The organism is Aquirufa sp. ROCK2-A2, from assembly GCF_054558485.1.
Genome location: NZ_JBPXKA010000002.1, coordinates 279,528 through 298,887, shown reverse-complemented (window position 1 = coordinate 298,887; position 19,360 = coordinate 279,528). Strand labels below are relative to the sequence as shown.

Below are 19,360 nucleotides of genomic sequence, written 5' to 3'. Positions count from 1 at the left end.
ATTAAAAGAAAAAACAATGAAAAAAATATATTTAATCATTGCGTTATCAGGTGTTGGCTCTGTTTTGACAAGTTGTAATGATAATTTTGTCAACACAGTACCATTGGATCAATTATCGGAATCGGTAGTTTGGTCTGATCCAAACTTAGCAGAAGCCTTTGTCACTGAATTGTACGGTGGCTTAGGAAACGGTGGATTTGATGAACAAATGTTAGCATCTTTAACGGATGAATCTTCATTTACCCACCCAGGTCGTGGAATTACGACCATCACGGAATCAAGATCTAATCCTGCCGATATCGGTTGGGTGAATGGAACCTTGAGCTGGCAGAATATGTATACGCGTATTCGTGCTTGTAATTTAGCTTTAGAAAAATTAAAAGCTGCTACCACTTTTAGTGCTGCCTTGGTTGAAAGACTGAATGGTGAGGCTAAATTTATGCGTGCTTATTACTATCACCAATTGGTTCGCTATTATGGTGGTGTGCCTATTATTGATAAATCATTTTCTTTAACGGATACTGATTTTCTTTCTAAAAGAAATTCAATGAAAGAAAGTATAGCATTCATCGTGAAAGATTGTGATGAAGCAGCTACTTTGTTAAATGGTAAGTCATTGGCCGCTGGACGTGCTTCAAAAGCAGCAGCATTAGCTTTAAAATCTAGAATTTTATTGTATGCAGCGAGTGATTTGTACGATGCAACAACTGCCAAAGCAAAATCTACAGCGATGGGTGCAATGTCAACTCCAGAAATTCTTGCTTATACTGATGGAGATCGTATGTCTCGCTGGAAAGCAGCTAAAGATGCAGCAAAAGCAGTTTTGGATTTAAGTGGATACGGTAATAAATTAAATCTATCAGAGCCTGCTTCAAAAGATGATGGAATGGCCAATTACATGAACAATTCATTGGCAAGAAATGGTGGTGAAAAGGAATTGATTTTCGCACGTTATTTCATCAATGCTAAGCAAGAGGGTGGTGGTAGAATTGGTTTGTTCAATGGTCCAAATGGATACCATAACTGGGCTGGTAATGCACCTATTCAAAATTTAGTAGATGATTATGAAATGATGGATGGCTCTAAATTCTCTTGGACAAATCCTGATCATTCGGCTGCACCTTATAATAATCGTGATCCACGTTTTTATGCTACTTTGTTGTATGATGGTGCTGGTTGGAAACCACGTACAGCTGACGTAGCTTCTAAAGATCCTGCTAACCAAATTCAAACAGGTCAATATGAAATAACTTCTGGTGGTTCAAAAGTTTCTTATTTTGGTTTGGATACTAGAAAAAGTACGGTAGAAGATTGGAACGGTAGCTATACAGGATATTATTTCCGCAAATTTACCGATCCTAATCCTTCTATTATTGATCAAAATACTTGGCAACAAATTCCTTGGCCTTTCTTTAGATACACTGAAGCCGTATTAAATTACGTTGAGGCTTGTATCGAATTAGGTGAAGAAGCGGAAGCTAAGGCTTGGTTAAATAAAATTCGTTTCCGTTCAGGTATGCCTGAAATCACTGAGAGTGGTGCCGCTTTAAGAGACAAATACCGCAACGAAAGAAGAGTTGAAATGGCTTTTGAAGAACAAAGATACCATGATGCAAGACGTTGGATGATTGCTCCTACTACCTTGGGTAATAAAGTGAAAATCATTAACGTATTTGGTAGCTTAAAATCTGGTAAATCAGTTTCGCTTTATAAGTATGATCCTACTAGTTATGATTATTCTTACAAGGTCGTAGATATGGATCCAGGAAAAGAAAATCGCTCATGGGCAGATAAGATGTATTTCTTACCAATCCACCGCGATGAAATGAACAGAAATAAAAATCTAGTTCAGAATCCAGGATATTAATCCTTTGATTATCTTTAAGGAAATAGTGAAGTTTTCGAACTTCGCTATTTCCTTTTTTTTATTTTAGTACAAATTTATTTGTGAAAAATCTATCCATTCTTTTTGCCCTTTGTCTTCTAAGTAGTTGCCAACTATTTACTTCCTCAGATCCTATTTCCAAAGAAGATCAAATTTTCTCCTTGTTGGATTCATCTAAAACCCAGGTTTTATTTCAAAACAATATCCAAGAAGGATTAAATACCAATGTCTTGATGTACGAATATTTCTACAATGGTGGTGGTGTTTCTGCCGGAGATTTAAACGGGGACGGGAAAGAAGATTTGTATTTCACTAGTAACATGGAAAATAACCACTTGTATATCAATCAAGGTGGTATGAAATTCAAAGAAGTGGCTGGGATAGCTGGCGTAACCGGCAGACCCGGACCTTGGAAAACAGGTGTCAGTCTAGTAGACATCAATGGCGACCAAAAATTGGACATCTATGTTTGTTATTCTGGCAATTTACCGCCCGATAAAAAGCGTAATCAACTTTTTATTAATCAAGGAAATGATTCTCAAGGTATTCCTATTTTCAAAGATCAAGCTGCGGAATTAGGTTTGGATAGTCCAGGAAATAGTACACACGCCGTGTTTTTTGATTACGACAAGGACCAAGATTTGGATATGATTTTAGTGAATCATAATCCAAAATCTTTACCCGTATTGGATGAATCGAGTACGGCCAATCTAATCGCCAAAGAAGATTTAAACAGTGGAATTCAGTTCTTTCAAAATGAAGGTTTAGGTAAAAAATTTACCAATCAAACTAAAAGTTTAGGCATTCAATCATCCGCTCTATCGTATGGACTCGCGGTTGGTATTTCGGATGTGAATCAAGACGGATGGTTGGATTTTTATGTGTCCAACGATTATACCATTCCCGATTTTCTTTATATCAATCAAAAAGGGAAAGCATTTGTCAACAGCATTTCCTCTAGTTTAGGCCATTTTTCTCATTTTTCCATGGGAAATGATATCGCCGACATCAATAATGACTTTTTACCCGATATTCTAACTTTGGATATGTTGCCTGAAGATAATTTGCGTCAAAAATTATTAATGGCTCCTGATAATTTTGAGAAATTTGATTTTAATCTGAAAGTGGGTTGGGGACACCAATATATGCGTAATATGTTGCAAGTGAATGAAGGCGTGGATGCTCAAAATGGAAAGGTGCATTTTTCGGAGGCTGGACAATTAGCCGGAATTTCCAATACAGATTGGAGTTGGAGTGCCTTGTTAGCCGATTATGACAACGATGGCTGGAAAGATTTATTCGTCACCAACGGTTATTTAAGGGATTATACCAATCAGGATTTTTTAAAATACATGAGTGATTATGTACAAAATAATCAAACTGCTATCCAAAGAGAAAATGTGTTGGAATTGGTTCAAAAAATGCCAGCATCTAATTTGACCAATTATGCATTTAAAAACCAACAAAATTCGCAATTCACCAATGTGAGCAAGGAGTGGGGTGTCGATTTTAACTCCAATAGCAATGGTGCAACTTATGCTGATTTGGACAATGATGGCGATTTAGATTTAGTCGTTAACAACATAAATCGAGCGGCTTTTATCTTTGAAAATCAAAGTCAAAAAATCAAGAAAAATACCTTTTTGCAAATTCAATTGGAAGGCGAAAAGTTGAATACGGTTGGTTTAGGGGCAAAAATAAAGGTGTTTCAACAATCAGGGAACCAGTATTTGGAACAAAATATATATCGAGGTTTCCAATCCAGTGTGTCTCCGAAATTACACATTGGGCTTGGTCAATCCTCTTTAATTGATTCTGTTCAAATCACATGGAATTCTGGCAAATCACAAACTTTGAAAAAAATCAAAGTCAATTCCTTATTGAAGTTGAAAGAATCGGATGCAAAATTGATTTCGGAGCAACAAAGCGAGTCTTCTGTATATTTCACGGCCAAGGCGGATTTAATACAAATCAATAATCCCGTCAACATCAATGATTTTAAACGACAAACCCAGTTGATTCACCCTCTTTCCTACTTTGGCCCTCATTTGTCAAAAGCTGATGTCAATCAGGATGGATTAGAGGATGTATTTGTAGGAGGTACAGCTTATTCGAGTTCTCGTTTATTTTTACAAAACAAACAACATCAATTTATTTCTTCGAAGTTTCCAGAAACCAACAGAGAAACGGCCTCATCATTGTTTATTGATATTGATAATGACCATGATTTGGATCTGTATTTGGCTGCAGGAGGTTATGATTTGTTGGAACCCAATGATCCTAAATTATTGGATCAACTCTATTTGAATGATGGAAAAGGGAATTTCACCTTGAATTTATCCTTGCCGTCCGTTGCAGGAAGTAAATCTTGTGTGAAGCAAATCGATTTGAATCGTGATCAAAAGCCTGATTTATTCGTCGGCAGTAGATTTGTCCCAGGAAATTATCCTTCTAGTCCGAAAAATTACCTGCTTCAAAATATGGGTGGAGGCAAATTCAAGGATGTTTCGGCGCAATATCCAGAGATTTCAAACATTGGAATGGTCAGTGATGCAGCTTTTCAAGATTTAGATGGTGATCAAATTTCAGAATTGATTTTGGTCGGAGATTTTTTAGCTGCTCAAGTATTTAATTTCAAAGCAGGAAAAACGGAAAATGTTACCAATCAATATTTTGATCAATCGCTGAAAGGCTTTTGGAATAAAATTTTGGTTCAAGATTTGAACAAAGATGGCAAACCTGAATTAATCATGGGTAATCTAGGTAAAAATGTGCCTTGGAAGGTTTCCAAAGAAGAACCAATGGAAATGTATGTGAAGGATTTTGACGGGAATGGAATCATTGATCCGATTTTGACTTCCTATGTCAAGCATGAAAAGGTGCCATTTTTAACCAGAGATGAATTGTTGGATCAAATCAGCATGATGCGTACGCGTTTTACGGATTATCAGAGTTTTGCGGAGGCAAAATTAAACGATGTTTTCACGGAGGACGAATTAAAGGATGCACAAATTTTGGAGATAAACGAATTAGAAACGGTTATTTTAAGTCCCGATCAATCTGGTAAATACCACAAACTTAGTCTACCTGTAAAAGTTCAGAATTCCGCCATTTTTACCATCAATACCTTGGATGTTAACCAGGATGGTCATTTAGACATTTTACTTTGCGGAAACATCAATCATGCCAAATTAAGGGTAGGGAAGATGGATGCCAATTATGGTTTAGTTTTGCTTGGAGATGGTAAATTGAATTTTAAAACGGTAACTCAAGCAACTTCTGGACTTTGGTTAAGTGGCGATGTTCGTTCGGTGATTCAAATCGGCAAGAATTGGTTTATCGGACGCAATAATTCAGAAGTACTGCAATTTGAATTGAAATAAAATGAAAAAAATTCTGTCTTTATTGGTTTTGCTTTCTTCCCTCATTTCTTGCAATCAGAAGAAGGGGAAGGATCAGGAAATTCTAGGATCGGAAATAGATAAGGTTGTTTTGCAAATGACGGAAATGATGATTCATGATGTCTCCAATCCGCCTTTAGCCATGCGTTTTTTTTCTTATGCAAGCTTGGCCGCCTATGATCTTCAATCGACTTACGATGCATCTTTGCCAGCCATTCAAGATAAATTGACGGATTTTCCTGTCATTGAAAAGAAGGACCCTCTGGATGCCAATATTTCCTTGGCTTCCTTGATAGCCATGATGGATGTTTCGGCGGCGATGCAACCTTCTGGAGGGAAAATGAAAGAGTGGAAAAAGAATTATTTGGACTCTTGTAACAAAGCTGGATTTAGTACCCATGTCTTAGAAGCTTCTCAAGAATTAGCCACGCATTTTTCTTCAGCTGTTTTAAAATACTCCAAGGCTGATAAATACAATCAAATTAGTCGATATGTGCGTTATTCGCCAGAAAAAAAACCAGGGTTTTGGTATCCAACTCCGCCTGGTTATTTTCCTGCTGTGGAACCTTATTTTTCTAAAATCAGAAGTTTTAATTTACGCGACTCTACGTTGATTCAATCGCTTTGCCAAATTGAACCGGTGAAATACAGCGAGGATAAATCTTCTGAATTTTATCAATTGTCGAAAGAAGTTTTTACCATAGGTCAATCAGAAGCGAATCAAAAAATAGCCGCCTTTTGGGACTGTAATCCATTTGCTTTGTCGGAAAATGGACATTTATTAATTGCCATGAAGAAAATTTCACCCGGCGCTCATTGGATGGGGATTGCTGGAATCGCCTGTGAAAAGAAAAAACTGCCTTTTGGGAAAAGTCTTTTAGTTAGAACAGCTTTGTCAGTGGGTTTAATGGATGCTTTCTGGGTTTGCTGGAAACGTAAATATGAAACGAATCGAATTAGACCAGAAACAGCTATACGTCAATTGATTGATCCGACTTGGAAACCATTTTTACAAACACCACCATTTCCTGAATTCCCTAGTGGTCATTCAACCGTTTCTACCACTGCAGCCATAATTCTGACCCATTTTTTTGGGGATAACTTTGCCTATGTAGATACCGTTGAAATGCGTTATGGGATAGATGCAAGACCCTTCAAATCCTTTAAATTGGCCGCTGAAGAAGCGGCCATTTCTAGATTATACGGCGGAATTCACTTCATGGATGGCATCACCGCAGGGCAACAACAAGGAAAATTGTTGGGGGAATATTTGGTTAAAAATTGGTTGAAGTAAAATCATTTGGGATTCAGAACTCGCTTGATCTCATTTGCCTTCACCAATTCTTCTTTTAATTTATCGTAACTCCCGGCTAAAAGTAGGCCTTTGTATTTCAAAAGCGTATTGATGTACTCATCCAACACATCCAATAAATTTTCCTGGTTTTGATGAAAAATCTGAATCCAGGTTTCTGGCGAGGATTTTGCCAAACGGACGGTGGATTCAAAACCGGTGGAGGCTAATTCAAAGATGCGTTTTTCGTCTTTTTCTTTTTCCAAAACGGTGCTCGCAAGGGCAAAAGAACAAATGTGGGAAATGTGGGAAATGTATGCTGTATGTACATCATGGGCTATGGAATCCATGTAAATCAGATTCATTCCCAATCCATTTTGGTACATATCTTCCACCAATTGAACAGCTTTTGGATGGCTTAATTCTTGGTCGCAAATGACAGCGCGTTTGTTTTGAAATAGTTTTTCAATAGCTGCTTCAGGACCTGAAAATTCGGTACCAGCCATGGGGTGCGTGCTGACGAACAATCCTCTTTTTGGGTGATGTTGGATCGACTCAAAAACAGGGGTTTTGGTAGAACCTACTTCAATCACGACTTGGTTTTCATTTAATTGATCCAAAATAGCAGGTAATTCAGCAACTAAATTGTCAACAGGAACGGCAAGAATTAATAAAGTTATTTCCTTTAATGCTTCTTCCAAAGGCAACAATTCGTCGATAAGACCTAATTCTAAAGCTCTTTTTTGGTTTTTTCTGCCTGTATCAATTCCGATACATTTTTTGGCCCATTGGGAATTTTTCAAATCCAATGCCATGGATCCACCAATTAATCCAATGCCTAAAATTCCTACTACTTGATTAGATTCCATTTGTTTTCTGCTTAATTCGGTCAATTGCTTCTTGAAAGATTTCTTCTTTGGCACATAAAGATACACGGATGTAGCCGTTACCTTGACTACCAAAAATGCCACCTGGGGTGATAAAAACCGCATTTTCGTTCAATACTTTGTCGGATAATTCATATCCATTGGCATAATTTGTTGGTATTTTTGCCCAAACAAACATGCCACTTTGTGCAGGGTCATACATACAATCCAATAAATCCAATAATTCAAAAACCTTTTTTTGTCTGGATAGATAAATCTGATTTTGCTTTTCGAACCAAGCTGAATCTGCTTTCAATGCCTCCATGGCTGCTTCTTGCAAAGGCAAAAACATGCCAGAATCCATGTTCGATTTGAATTTCAAAACTGGAGCTAAAAAATCGGCTTTGCCAAACAAAGCTCCAATTCTCCAGCCCGCCATGTTGTGCGATTTGGAAAGTGAATTCAATTCTATGGCTACGTCTTTTATTCCTTCAGTCGCCAACATACTCATCGGTTCTTTGTTGAGAATGAAGCTGTAAGGATTGTCATTAACAATCAAAATATCGTGTTTTTGGGCAAAATCTCTTAGTTGAATAAATAGCTCTTGATTGGCTTTGGCCCCAGTAGGCATGTGTGGATAATTGACCCACATGATTTTCACTTTGGATAAATCTCTTTTTTCGATTTCTTCAAAATTCGGTAACCAATGATTTGCTTCATCCAACAGATATTCCACCACGGTGGCACCTGCTAATTTGCAAGCAGCAGAGTAGGTGGGGTATCCTGGATTGGGAATCAAGGTTTCATCTCCCGCTTCCAAATAGGCCATCGCAATGTGCATGATGCCTTCTTTGGAGCCAATCAAAGGAAGCACCTCTGAATTAGGATCGATCAATACGCCGTATTCTCTTTGGTAGAAATCAGCAAAAGCTTTTCTGAATGCTGGAATCCCTTGATAACCTTGATAGGCGTGATTATTTGGGCTGGTGGCACTTTGTGCCAAAGCCAAAATAGTCGAATCGGAGGGAGCCAAGTCGGGACTTCCGATACCTAAATTAATCACAGGAATGCCTTCATTTTTCATTTGGGCGATTTGCTTCAGTTTGGTAGAAAAATAATATTCTTCTACTGTGTTCATTCTGGAAGCTGCTTTGATCGATATGCTCATAAAACAAAAAAACCGACATAAGGCCGGTTAAAAATAAGTTATTGATACAAAACCTATACTAACCGATTAAATCCCTGGATAATATCCAGCGTAATAATAAGTTGCGTAATAGGTGTTTGTGTTTACATTCATGGCCCAAATATAGGGAAATATTTTTAATAAATTGGTTCATGCGGAATAAAGAGGAGATAGGAGAGAGGAGATAGAAAAGAGAAAATGTAAGTTATTAGCGTCTATAGTTAAAATTACAAGTTCAATTCATAGTACACACTCGGCACAGCCGATTCGCATTATTACATAATACCTATTACCTAATACCTAATTATGCGAATTAAGGGTTGAAATAAGCACTTAAATTCAGTACTAATCGATTGAGGATAAGTCCAATCCTGGATTATAATGCAATTTACCGGCTAATTCTTATTCTGTGGCATTTCTTTTTTTGAAAAAAAAGAAACAAAAAAACTTTTTTCTTTTGCTTAATCCAAGACGAATCCGCAAGCGGAACGATTTTCACTCTCGCTCTCGGCTATTTTCTTTGACCCTGTCGCACATCGCCCTTGCGCATTGTCAAAGCTCCGCCTACCGCTTCGTTCAAATCTTTCGTTGGGATTAAGCGTTGGCCAAAAATAAATTTTTATAGCGAATGATTTTTATGTTTTTTAACCCTTAATTGGCATTTATACCTATTACCTAATACCTATTACCTATTACCTAATACCTATTACCTATATGCTACCCCTTCAAAACCTCCCCAATCAAATCGCTTTCAAAACCTTTGCTTAAGGCATATTGATAGCACTTTTGTTGGTTGATCCAAGGGTCTTTGGATGTAAGCTTTTTTGCTTTTTGGTTGATTACTTCCTTTAATGCAAATAAATAAGCTTCATCATCTATTTGTTCCAAAGCTTTTTGAATGAAAACAGGATTGATTTTTCTTTGCTTTAATTCAAATCGGATTTTATTTCGGCCCCATTTTTTTTGGTTGAACTTGGAACGAGCGTAAATTTCGGCAAATCGTTCTTCATTCAAGTAGTTGTTTTCCTCTAACCAAATAAGGTAATCAGAAAATTGATCCTCCTCAATCCCTAGACTTTTCATTTTTTGATGCAATTCTTGAACACAACGTTCCTGATAGGCACAATACCGAGCCAAGATGTGTAAGAATTCACTGTTCATCGAATGTTAAGCTTTACCCGGATTTTCAATTTCAGCATATTGCTCCAAATTGAATAAATCATTTAAGGCATCCACCATAGATTCCGATTCCCCACGCTTGCAAGCGGCTTTGAGGTGAATGATGGGTTGTTTGATGATTTTTTGGACCAAACTAGCCGTGATTTTTTCTAGCTTGTCAATTTCTTCTTGCGATAATCCTTTAAGATGACGGTTAATTTCCTCTTTTCGGATTTGTTCCAAAGCATTTTTTAATTTATGAATCGTTGGAGAAACTTCCATTTCTTTGGACCAGTCATTGAAACCATAAATGCTTTCTTCAATAATTTGGTGAACCTGAGGGACAGACGCTAATCGTGTTTGTAAAGCTTGGTCGGCTCTTTCTTTTAAGGTATCAATGTTGTATAACAGAACGCCATTGATTTTTTCTATTCCTTCATCAATGCTTCTCGGAACAGAAAGGTCGATGAAATATTTGAAAGACAATAATTGAATTTTCTTTAATTCTTCCTGTGTAATAATGGGGTCATTGGTACGAACCGAAGAAATAATGATATCTGCTTTGGCAATTTCTTCCCAAAGATTTTCATATTTAGCTACTCGGAAAGATTTCCCTTGGGCCACTTTTTCAGCTTTTTCCAAGGTGCGGTTCATGATGGTAATTTCCGCAAAATCCTTATCCTCTTCCATGTTTTTGCAAACATCTAATCCAATTTCACCTAGGCCCAAAATTAAAATTTTCGGTGCCGCAATCGATTGAGATAATTCTTCAGCTAAGGCTACAGTTGCATAAGAAACAGATGCAGCTCCATCTCTGAAAGATGTTTCTTGGGCTACACGTTTGTTGGCATAAAAAATGGTATGCATCAAACGATGTAAATAAGGGCCTGCTAAATTTAAATCGGCCGATTGTTGGTAGGCCTTTTTAATTTGATTAGGGATTTGTAAATCACCTACTACTTTGGATTGCAAGCCGGTTGCTACTTCAAATAAATGTTGCAAAGATTCATCAGTTTCATTGGCTACATGGAAATGATCCGCGTATTCCGTTTGATCGGAAAGGCCTTTTTCCTGTAACAAATGGTTGACTAAATCCTTGGAAACATCCTTATGAGAGGTATAATACATTTCTGTCCGATTACATGTGGATATAATCAATAATTCGTTCAAGCCGAATCGCTCTCTACATTTTAACGCGAAAACTTTGCTTTCTTCCTCATTCAACGCTACCTGCTCACGAATGGTGAGTGGGGCAGTGCGATGGGAAATACTGACAGATTTTAACGGAATGCTCATTCTTTTTTTTTCGACAGAAAATAATTCACAAAAGTACTACGCAATTCTTTATTTTTACACTGTCTTGAAAAGAAAATCGTAATTTAGACCAAGTTTAAATTGAATAGTTATGCAGTTTCAGAATAAAACAATATTTATCAGCGGTGGATCCCGTGGAATCGGTTTAGAAATCGCTAAAAAATTAGCCTCTCAAGGTGCTAATATCGTTATTGCAGCGAAAACTGCAGAGCCACATCCAAAATTACCTGGGACTGTTTACACAGCTGCAGCAGAGATAGAAGCTTTGGGCGGAAAAGCCTTGGCTTGTGTGGTGGATATTCGTGATGAGGAACAAGTGAAATCGGCCGTTCAATTGGCTGTTGAAAAATTTGGTGGAATAGACGTTTTGATTAACAATGCTTCGGCTATTCAATTGACGGGAACTTTAGAAACTTCCATGAAAAAGTATGATTTAATGAATCAAGTCAATGTTCGAGGAACGTATTTGTGTTCTCAGGCTTGTTTGCCTTATTTATTGAAATCTGAAAATCCACATGTATTAACACTTTCTCCTCCGCTGAATTTTGAATCAAGATGGTTCAAAAATCATACAGCTTATTCCATTGCTAAATTTGGGATGTCATTATGTACCTTGGGAATGGCTGCGGAATTCAAAGGGAAAGTAGCATTCAATTCATTATGGCCCAAAACCATTATCGCTACCTCAGCCATTGAATTTGCGATTGGTAGTGCAGAGATATTTAATCAAGCCAGAAATGCTAAAATTATGGCAGATGCGGCATTTGAAATTTTGTCAGAAGATCATCGGGAAGTGACAGGTCATTATTTTATTGATGAAGTTGTCTTGAGAGAAAAGGGTTATACGGATTTTGAGATCTATAAAATGAATCCTGCAACGAAAGATGAAGAATTAATTCCCGACTTTTTTATCTAACATCTGTGCCTGTACTTTCAAATATAAATACGATTCAATCGCCATTTTGGTTAAAAGGCGCACATGCTCAAAGTATATTTCCAGCACTTTTTCGAAAAGTGGAATTATATGCTCCATCGGAGGAGCGTGTCATCTTGCCTGATGGAGATTTTTTGGATTTGGACTGGTATCAAGAAGGCAATTCATTGGAGCAAAAGCCTTTACTTATTGTTTCGCATGGATTGGAAGGCAATAGTAAAAGACAATATGTGACTGGTTTAGTGAAGGCATTTGTTCATCAAGGAGGAAATGCCATGGCTTGGAACTATCGATCTTGTTCAGGAGAACCCAATAAAGCCTTGCGATTCTATCATTCGGGTGCTACGGATGATTTGGATTTTGTTATTCAACACGCCATTCAAAAGGGTGCAAAAGAAATTTATTTGGCAGGTTTCAGCTTGGGAGGCAACATGACCTTGAAATGGCTCGGAGAAAAAGGACAAAATCCTCCCATTTCTATTCGAAAAGCTGTGGCATTTTCCGTACCTTTGCATCTTTCTAGCAGTAGCCGAACGTTGGCTCGCTGGGATAATGGAATTTATACCTCACGTTTTTTAAAAACACTCATCGAAAAAGTTAAAGAAAAGTCTGCAAGATATCCTCAAGATATTACGCCGACTATGATTAACGGTATTCGAACTTTGTTTGATTTTGATAACGTGATAACTGGTCCATTGCATGGGTTCAAGGATGCCGAAGATTATTATCAGCAATCGAGTTCTTTGTATTTTTTAGATAAAATTCAAATTCCTACCCTCATAATAAACGCTAAAAACGATCCGTTTTTGTCGCCAGAATGTTTTCCTGTGGATCTCGTGTCTACACTGAAACATGTTTTTCTGGAAATTCCGGAAGAAGGTGGACATTGTGGATTTTATCCTCGTTCCTATCAAGGACAATTGTGGTCGGAAATGCGTGCTCTAAATTGGTTGATGTAAGTATTGAATAGAAGATTATGCCTAATAAAACAGAAATTTTGAATATCGTCATTGATTTTGACAGTACCTTCACGAAAGTGGAAGGTTTAGATGAATTAGCTAGAATTGCCCTTCAAGGAAGTCCTAAACAAGCGGAAATTGTAGGAAAAATTCATGATATCACAGAAAAAGGAATGGCAGGCTCCATTTCATTTGCCGATTCTTTGAAGGAAAGAGTTGCCTTACTTTCAGCCAATAAAGCCCATGTGGAAGAGTTGGTGGTTTTTTTAAAGGGGAAAATTTCTGATTCCTTCAATAGAAATAAAGAGTTTATTCAAGAACATGCTGACCAAATTTACATCGTGTCTAGCGGTTTCAAAGATTTTATCGTACCTGTCGTAAATGAATTAGGCATTTCTGCTGAAAATGTATTCGCCAATACGTTTATTTATGATGCAGACGGAAATATTACAGGTTATGATCAGGATAATTTATTGTCGAAAGACAAAGGGAAAGTAAGTTTGTTGCAATCGCTTTCTTTGGAAGGGGAAATATTTGTGATCGGTGATGGCTATACGGATTATGAACTGCGCGAAGCGGGTTTAGCCAATAAATTTTTTGCCTTTACAGAAAATGTCTCTAGGAAATCCGTAACTGATAAAGCAGATTTTATTGTGCCTTCTTTGGATGAGTTTTTATATATCAATGGTTTGAGTCGTGCTCAATCCTATCCCAAATCCAGAATCAAGGTTTTATTATTGGAAAACGTTCATCCAAATGCGGTGAATGCTTTCAAAAAAGAAGGGTTTCAAGTAGAATTATTGAAAGGTGCATTGGATGAGGCAGAATTGATTGAGAAAATCAAAGATGTGTCTATTCTAGGATTGCGTTCCAAAACGAATTTGACGAAAAAAGTGTTAGAGCATCCCAACGCTTCTCGTTTGATGTGCGTGGGTGCGTTTTGCATAGGTACCAACCAAGTCGATTTAGGTGAATGTGAGAAAAGAGGTATCGCCGTTTTCAATGCCCCTTATTCCAATACCCGAAGTGTGGTAGAACTTTCCATCGGTTTAATGGTGATGTTGACCCGTGATATTTTTGAGAAATCGAATAAAATGCATGCGGGAGTTTGGGACAAATCGGCTACGAATTCCTACGAAATTCGTGGGAAGAAATTGGGATTAGTGGGTTATGGAAGTATTGGTACTCAGATTTCTGTTATCGCAGAAGCTTTGGGGATGGAAGTATATTTCTATGATTCAGTGGATAAATTGGCTTTGGGGAATGCCAAAAAATGCAATACCTTGAAAGAATTATTGTCCATCGCTGATTTTGTTAGTTTGCATGTGGATGGACGTAAAGTCAATACGAATATTATAGGCAAAGAACAGTTTTCTTGGATGAAAGACAATGTGATTTTCTTGAATTTATCAAGAGGCCATGTGGTTGAAATTCCTGCTTTGGTGGAGGCTTTGAAATCTGGTAAAGTGTGGGGCGCAGCGGTGGATGTGTTTCCATATGAACCCAAAACGAATGATGAGGAATTCATTAATGAGTTAAGAGGATTAAAAAATGTCATTTTAACACCTCATATTGGTGGATCAACCGAAGAAGCTCAAGCAAATATTGGGGAATATGTTCCATCTAAATTATTGCAATTTATGAATAACGGAAGCACCTATGGTTCGGTTAATTTCCCTGAATTGCAATTGCCACCTTTGGAAGATGCTCACCGTTTATTGCACATTCATCAAAATATGCCTGGAATTTTGGCACAAATCAACAATGTTTTTGCTAAATACCAAGTCAATATCATTGGCCAATATTTGAAAACAACGGAAAAGACAGGTTATGTTATTACGGATGTTGCCAAAGAATATTCGGAAGAAATAATCAATGAGTTAAAATTGATTGATAATACCATCAAATTCAGAATGTTATATTAATATGAATTCAAAAGCGCCTGTTTTTTTTACTCCGGGTCCTGCTGCTTTATACCCAACTGTTCAAGGGCATTATGAAGAGGCATTTCGCCAGCATTTAGGATCGATATCTCACCGCTCTGCGGCTTTTCGTAAAATTTATCAGCATACGGATGAGCAATTACGTGAGTTATTCAAATTACCAAAAGAACATGCGATATTATTTACCGGCTCTGCGACGGAGGTTTGGGAGCGAGTAATTATGAACACAGTGGAGCATGAAAGTTTTCATTTGGTGAATGGTTCGTTTTCGAGTAAATTTTTCAGTTTTGCCCAAGAATTACACAAGTTTGCACATTCCCTTCAAAAGCCCTTTGGAGAAGGATTTGATGCAGCTGAAATTCAAGTACCGGAATACGCAGAATTGATTTGTTGCACCACCAATGAAACAAGCTCAGGCGTACAAATGCCAGCCAAAGAAATTCATAAATTAAAAAAAGCGAATAAAGATAAATTGGTGGTGGTTGATATGGTGTCATCTGCACCTTACACCAATTTGGATTATAATTTAGTTGATTCTGCCTTTTTCTCTGTCCAAAAAGCCTTTGGTATGCCTGCTGGTTTAGGTTGTTGGATGGCCAATGAAGCCATGTTGGAGAAATCGGAAAGAATGAAAAAGCATGAAGGAGTAATTGGAACTTATCATTCATTACCTAGCCTTTGGCAGAATTATAAGAATTTCGAAACGCCAGAAACCCCGAATGTGATGGGAATTTATGTGCTTGGGAAAGTGGCAGAAGATTTCAACAAAATAGGAGTGGATGTGATTCGAAAAGAGACAGATAAAAAGGCAAAGGCATTGTATGATTTTGCTCAAAAATCTTCTCAATATGATATATTTGTTGAAAATGAATCACATCGTTCAGCGACAGTAGTAGTGTTGAATTGTAAAGAGGCAGCAAGTACGGTGATCCAAAAAGTGAAAGAGAAATCGGGAATGGTAATTGGTTCAGGTTATGGGAAAATGAAAGAATCGCAGATTCGGATTGCCAATTTTCCTGCGGTTAATTTTGAACAAGTTCAACAATTGATAAACGAGTTAAACACTATTTAAATATAAAAACCTATGGAAATGACTTCTCCTATTCGTTGGGGTATTTTGGCATGCGGTGGAATTGCCCGCAAATTTGCTGATGATTTAGCATTTGTAAAAGATGGATATTTAGCTGCGGTTTCTTCGCGTGATTTAGGTCGTGCTAAGGAATTTGCTTCCCATTATGGAGAAGATGTGAAAGCGTATGGTTCTTATGAAGAAATGTTGGCTAGTGGGGAAATCGACGTAGTCTATATTGCTTCACCTCATGGGTTACACCATGAACACACTCTGATGTGCTTAGAAGTTGGACTTCCTGTTTTATGTGAAAAGGCTTTTGCGATTAATTCCAAACAAGTTCGCGAGATGGTGGAAATGGCACAAGCAAAAAAAATCTATCTAATGGAGGCGCTTTGGACCAGATTTCATCCATCGATTGCTAAGGTATTAGACATTTTACAAAGTGGTGTCATTGGTGATGTGGTTCATTTGGTGGCTGATTTTGGTTTTAAAGCGGATTATAATCCGGAAGCTAGATGGTTTAGTCCTGAGTTAACGGGTGGATCTTTGTTAGATATAGGAATCTATCCTTTATTTATTTCCAAATTAGTATTGGGATTACCTCAAGAATTGAAAGCAACAGGTGTTTTTGCGCCGACAGGAGTGGACATGAATTGTTCAATTTCGGCCAAATATGCGTCGGGTGCTACATCCAGTTTGTTCTCAACATTTGCTACTCAAACCGATACAACTTGTACCATTTATGGCACACTAGGAAAAATCTTCATGCATTCTCGCTTTCATGAAACCAAAGGCTTGACTTTAGAGGTATATGGACAAGAGCCTGTCGTGATGGAAACAGAGCGATTGGGATGGGGTTATAGCTATGAGGCGGAGGCTGTTCAGGCCGATTTGCGTGCTGGAAAATTACAAAACGACTGGATTTCGCATCAATACAGTTTAGAAATGATGGGGCTTTTAGATGAAATTAGAAGTCAAATTGGTTTAATTTATCCAAACGAATAAACGAGTAAAAACGATGAAAAATGTTCTATTGATTGCCTTATTGTTTTTGGGTCAAATAGCCTTGGCTCAAAATAAATTTGAAGCGGAAATCAAGGCTTATGAAAAGCAAGATTCCGTTGCGATGCCCAAAACTAAGCAAATATTATTTTTGGGAAGTTCAAGTTTTCGTTTGTGGAAAACCTTTGATCAAGATTTAAAAGGATTACCTGTTTTTAATCGAGGATTTGGTGGATCCACTTTGGAGGATGCGTTGTATTATTTTGATCGGATGGTGGTGAAATATCAACCTTCTTGGATTTTCCTTTATGAAGGTGATAATGATTTGGCTAAGGGTCAAAGTCCGGAATTTATCGAAAAGGAATTTGTAGAGTTTTCGGAAAGATTATCTAAGAAATTGCCTAAAACTAAGTTGGTTTTTGTGGCAGCTAGACCTAGTTTGGCTCGAGTGGGCATGGTGGACAATCAAAAAGACTTAAATAAACGGATTGAACAATTGGTTAGTGGAAAGAAGAATTTATATTATTTGGATATGCATTCTCCCTTTTATTTGGCTGATGGAACATTGATGCAAGACATTTTTGTAGCTGATAAATTACATTTGAACGAAAAAGGATATCAAATTTTTGCTTCCAAGATACGTACATTTATCGAAACGATAATTATAAAATAGAGATGTCAAAAAGCTCACATTCATATGCTCATTGTTTACCCAACATATCTGTGGATGGTGTAATATTTGGTTTTCAACAAAATCAATTGAAAGTATTGTTGTTGAAATTTAAGAATACGAATGTGTGGAGTCTTTCTGGTGGATTTGTTGGGGAAAATGAAAATTTAGATAATGCGGCAGAACGAATTCTCAAAGAGCGGACAGGTTTAGATGACCTCTACTTGGAGCAGTTTTATGTCTTTGGTGATGTCAAAAGGAGTGATGGGGCCTTAAAGGAACATTCTGTGGTCAATCAGGCATTGGGCAAGAGTCAAGAGGATTTAGATTTTTTATCCAAACGCTATTTAACTGTTGGCTATTTTGCTTTGGTGTATATTTGCCAAGTAAATGTGACTCCAGGTGAAATGTCGGATGAAGCTAGATGGTTTGATATTCATGAAATCCCTGCCTTGTTTTTGGATCATAATAGCATCATTCAAAAAGCTTTAGAAAGATTAAGGGCCACACTAGATGATAAATTGTTGGCTTTTAATCTATTGGCGGAAACATTCACAATGTCTGAATTACAAGTCGTTTATGAAACTATATTGGATAAAAAATTGGTTCGGACCAATTTTCAGCGAAAAATATTGAGTCTAGATATTCTGGATCGTTTGGAGAAAAAATATTCAGGTGGCGCACATAAAGCACCGTATGTTTATCGGTTGAAATAGGAATTTACCTATTACCTAATACCTTTTACCAATTACCTATTACCTTTTACCTAATACCTTTTACCTAATACCTATTACCTAAACAATCACCCCATATTATGGTAAACATTCTGCACATCGTCGTCTTCTTCTAGGCGTTCGATTAATTTTTCTACATCGGCTGCTTGTTCTTCGCTTAATTCTTTAGTTTCATCTGGAATTCTTTCGAAATCTGCTCCTAAAAGCTCAAAACCCTTTTCTTCCAAGAATTTTTGGATTCCTCCGAAAGCCGTAAATTCACCATAGATGTTGATTTGATTGGTTTCTTCATCCAAAAAAACTTCATCCACACCTAAGTCTATTAATTCAAATTCCAATTCTTCTAAATCGATTTCTGGTTTTGCTGCGATTTTAAAAACAGATTTGCGGGTGAAAATAAAATCCAACATTCCTTGCGTACCTAAACTACCACCGCATTTGTTAAATGCAAGACGTATATTGGCAACCGTTCTGTTGATGTTATCTGTTGTTGTTTCTACCAAAATGGCGATACCATGTTGTGCGTATCCTTCGTAAACGATTTCTTTGTAATCTTCTTGATCTTTGGAAACTGCTCTTTTAATGGCTCTTTCCACGTTTTCTTTTGGCATGTTAACTGCCTTGGCATTCTGAATAATGGCACGTAAGCGAGAATTACCTACGGGATCAGAACCACCAGCTTTCACAGCAATGACAATATCTTTTCCGATTTTGGTAAATGTTTTAGCCATTTGGCCCCAACGCTTAAACTTTCTTGCTTTTCTAAATTCAAATGCTCTTCCCATATGTTAATTGGATAATATTTTAGACTGCAAAAATAAAACAAGCAAATGACATTTCTATAAAAATGTTTCGAGGATGTATCAGGAATAGTTGATGGCCGAGGTTCTCGAATCCATAGATTTCTTTTTTATTTTATAAAAGGCTAATATATTAACCATAATA

Annotated in this window: 15 protein-coding genes; 10 read left to right on the top strand and 5 right to left on the bottom strand. The window is 37.3% G+C overall.

The window, feature by feature from the left end:
• Window positions 1–16 precede the first annotated feature (16 nt).
• The 3 genes from V7S76_RS04460 to V7S76_RS04450 all read left to right on the top strand — a co-directional run bounded on the left by V7S76_RS04460 (window position 17) and on the right by V7S76_RS04450 (window position 6,580).
• Window positions 17–1,867, top strand: a complete 1,851-nt coding sequence (locus V7S76_RS04460; RefSeq protein ID WP_459508848.1) for a RagB/SusD family nutrient uptake outer membrane protein — start codon at window positions 17–19, stop codon at window positions 1,865–1,867.
• Window positions 1,868–1,947: 80 nt separating this feature from the next.
• Window positions 1,948–5,268 (top strand): VCBS repeat-containing protein, encoded by a 3,321-nt coding sequence (locus tag V7S76_RS04455; protein WP_459508847.1) that lies wholly within the window; start codon window positions 1,948–1,950, stop codon window positions 5,266–5,268.
• 1 nt (window position 5,269) lies between these two features.
• Window positions 5,270–6,580, top strand: coding sequence for a vanadium-dependent haloperoxidase (locus tag V7S76_RS04450; RefSeq protein WP_459508846.1), 1,311 nt, complete (start codon window positions 5,270–5,272; stop codon window positions 6,578–6,580).
• 2 nt (window positions 6,581–6,582) lie between these two features.
• Here the strand turns inward: V7S76_RS04450 and V7S76_RS04445 are convergent, their stop codons facing one another.
• The 4 genes from V7S76_RS04445 to hemA form a co-directional block, all read right to left on the bottom strand.
• Complete coding sequence (locus tag V7S76_RS04445) at window positions 6,583–7,446, bottom strand: prephenate dehydrogenase (RefSeq protein WP_459508845.1); 864 nt, start codon at window positions 7,444–7,446, stop codon at window positions 6,583–6,585.
• Window positions 7,436–8,581, bottom strand: a complete 1,146-nt coding sequence (locus tag V7S76_RS04440; RefSeq protein ID WP_459508844.1) for a pyridoxal phosphate-dependent aminotransferase — start codon at window positions 8,579–8,581, stop codon at window positions 7,436–7,438. The genes V7S76_RS04445 and V7S76_RS04440 overlap by 11 nt, the downstream gene beginning before the upstream one ends.
• Before the next feature lie 765 nt (window positions 8,582–9,346).
• Window positions 9,347–9,790: a regulatory protein RecX gene (locus V7S76_RS04435; protein ID WP_459508843.1), complete on the bottom strand. Its 444-nt coding sequence runs from the start codon at window positions 9,788–9,790 to the stop codon at window positions 9,347–9,349.
• Between the two features lie 6 nt (window positions 9,791–9,796).
• Window positions 9,797–11,083 (bottom strand): glutamyl-tRNA reductase, encoded by a 1,287-nt coding sequence (hemA, locus tag V7S76_RS04430; RefSeq protein WP_459508842.1) that lies wholly within the window; start codon window positions 11,081–11,083, stop codon window positions 9,797–9,799.
• Between the two features lie 109 nt (window positions 11,084–11,192).
• On the opposite strand from hemA, the gene V7S76_RS04425 reads away from it, so the two are divergent.
• From V7S76_RS04425 to V7S76_RS04395, 7 genes are read left to right on the top strand one after another with little or no spacing between them, the layout of a single operon-like run.
• Entirely contained in the window at window positions 11,193–12,017 is an 825-nt protein-coding gene (locus V7S76_RS04425) for an SDR family oxidoreductase (RefSeq protein WP_459508841.1), read from the top strand.
• Between the two features lie 5 nt (window positions 12,018–12,022).
• Window positions 12,023–12,994: a YheT family hydrolase gene (locus V7S76_RS04420; RefSeq protein ID WP_459508840.1), complete on the top strand. Its 972-nt coding sequence runs from the start codon at window positions 12,023–12,025 to the stop codon at window positions 12,992–12,994.
• Window positions 12,995–13,011: 17 nt separating this feature from the next.
• Window positions 13,012–14,919: a phosphoglycerate dehydrogenase gene (gene serA / locus V7S76_RS04415; protein WP_459508839.1), complete on the top strand. Its 1,908-nt coding sequence runs from the start codon at window positions 13,012–13,014 to the stop codon at window positions 14,917–14,919.
• A gap of 1 nt (window position 14,920) precedes the next feature.
• The gene (locus V7S76_RS04410; RefSeq protein WP_459508838.1) at window positions 14,921–16,009 is read left to right on the top strand and encodes an aminotransferase class V-fold PLP-dependent enzyme; all 1,089 of its coding nucleotides are present in this window, start codon (window positions 14,921–14,923) and stop codon (window positions 16,007–16,009) included.
• A gap of 12 nt (window positions 16,010–16,021) precedes the next feature.
• Window positions 16,022–17,014, top strand: a complete 993-nt coding sequence (locus tag V7S76_RS04405) for a Gfo/Idh/MocA family protein (protein ID WP_459508837.1) — start codon at window positions 16,022–16,024, stop codon at window positions 17,012–17,014.
• A gap of 13 nt (window positions 17,015–17,027) precedes the next feature.
• Entirely contained in the window at window positions 17,028–17,684 is a 657-nt protein-coding gene (locus V7S76_RS04400) for a GDSL-type esterase/lipase family protein (protein WP_459508836.1), read from the top strand.
• 2 nt (window positions 17,685–17,686) lie between these two features.
• Window positions 17,687–18,397: an NUDIX hydrolase gene (locus V7S76_RS04395; protein WP_459508835.1), complete on the top strand. Its 711-nt coding sequence runs from the start codon at window positions 17,687–17,689 to the stop codon at window positions 18,395–18,397.
• Between the two features lie 86 nt (window positions 18,398–18,483).
• Here V7S76_RS04395 and V7S76_RS04390 read toward each other — a convergent pair whose 3' ends face one another.
• Complete coding sequence (locus V7S76_RS04390) at window positions 18,484–19,200, bottom strand: YebC/PmpR family DNA-binding transcriptional regulator (protein ID WP_459508834.1); 717 nt, start codon at window positions 19,198–19,200, stop codon at window positions 18,484–18,486.
• Between the last annotated feature and the right edge of the window lie 160 nt (window positions 19,201–19,360).